General features: G+C 43.4%; 1 protein-coding gene. It reads right to left on the bottom strand.

All coding sequences use genetic code 11. The annotated features are described in order from the left end of the window. Positions 1-323: 323 nt before the first annotated feature. On the bottom strand, positions 324-563 hold the full coding sequence (locus tag ACSZPU_RS25845; protein ID WP_499004470.1) for a hypothetical protein: 240 nt from the start codon (positions 561-563) through the stop codon (positions 324-326). Between the last annotated feature and the right edge of the window lie 552 nt (positions 564-1,115).

Raw genomic sequence — 1,115 nt, 5'->3', positions numbered from 1 at the left:
CGTAGCGAGCCATAGTTCAATATGTTGTTGAAAAAGACAGTTACTATAACTCAGGTGATTAAGGGACACAGCCTAAAAAGTTGCGATACGTTATACAAACCCTGGGCGTTTGGCTCAAATGTGTGCGCGTAGTTAGGTTCACTCAGCGAATGAAGCTTGGCATTTATTTGAATGGTCATGGTGTTGCCTGAATAGTCCGCTTTTTATGTTGATTGATGCGGAGTGGCTCAACACGTACAAATCCGGGGGAAAAAGCGCCGGGTTATGCAGGTGGAGAACGCCTGGCGTGCTGATGTCGACTTTCATAACCTAAGATGACGCTGTCAGTGATAGATCACATCATCGAAAGAGAACCACTCTCCGGAGAGGAAAAAGTAGACTTCGGAGATAACGTGGCGGGTGTAGTAAAGCACCATGCCTTCATCACCCCGCGTAAATGCCTCCATATCAATACCCTTCTCCTCTGACTGGGTATTAACACTAAAGCCACAGTTTTCTAAGGCTGGCAGTGCTTGTTCTTTGGTGAAGCCTAATAAACTGAAAGCTAAGGATTCATTTGTCATATTTTTGCCTCTTGCTGTTTGCTAAAACGGCTTCCATCTGTGCAGGGAATCGCTTAGCGATGTATTCATGTTGCGATGAAATAATAAAGCGACGCGATGTCACCTCCGGGATTAACCCGATCAAATAAAAGGATATCTGCAGGCGTAATAATATTCGTTATTATTCGCCACCCGTAATAAGTGCAAATACTGGAAGGGCTTGCATTTATTTTGACGCTACTGTCAATCCTGTCGCGGATCCTTTGATGCGGGGAAAATCTCACACGCGCGTATAGCCCTGATAATGATTTTCGTTTCTAAAATAGAAGCGCATGGCTACTATCGCGGAAATTTAGGTTTAAAATTTTGACTTAGATCACAAAGTTTCGGGGATCGTACCAGGGTTAGGATTATTCCTGGAAAAACGGACCGTTTATAAGATAACCCAAAGAATAATGGCATTAAATTAGGCGGATTATAATTACCCTGGATACTATATCGCGAATTCAGATAATAAGTGCAACGCTCGGACATGATTGTGGAGAGTGTAGGAGGAAGGGTTAACTACCGATA

It is taken from the genome of Phytobacter sp. V69 (assembly GCF_965644215.1).
GTDB lineage: Bacteria > Pseudomonadota > Gammaproteobacteria > Enterobacterales > Enterobacteriaceae > Phytobacter.
Note: the sequence above shows the minus strand (reverse complement) of the source record. Positions and strands in the feature narration are given on the sequence as shown.

Bases quoted from the DNA above. Each gene is read 5' to 3' on its own strand.
- ACSZPU_RS25845 (WP_499004470.1), bottom strand. From the start codon at position 563: ATGACAAATGAATCCTTAGCTTTCAGTTTATTAGGCTTCACCAAAGAA.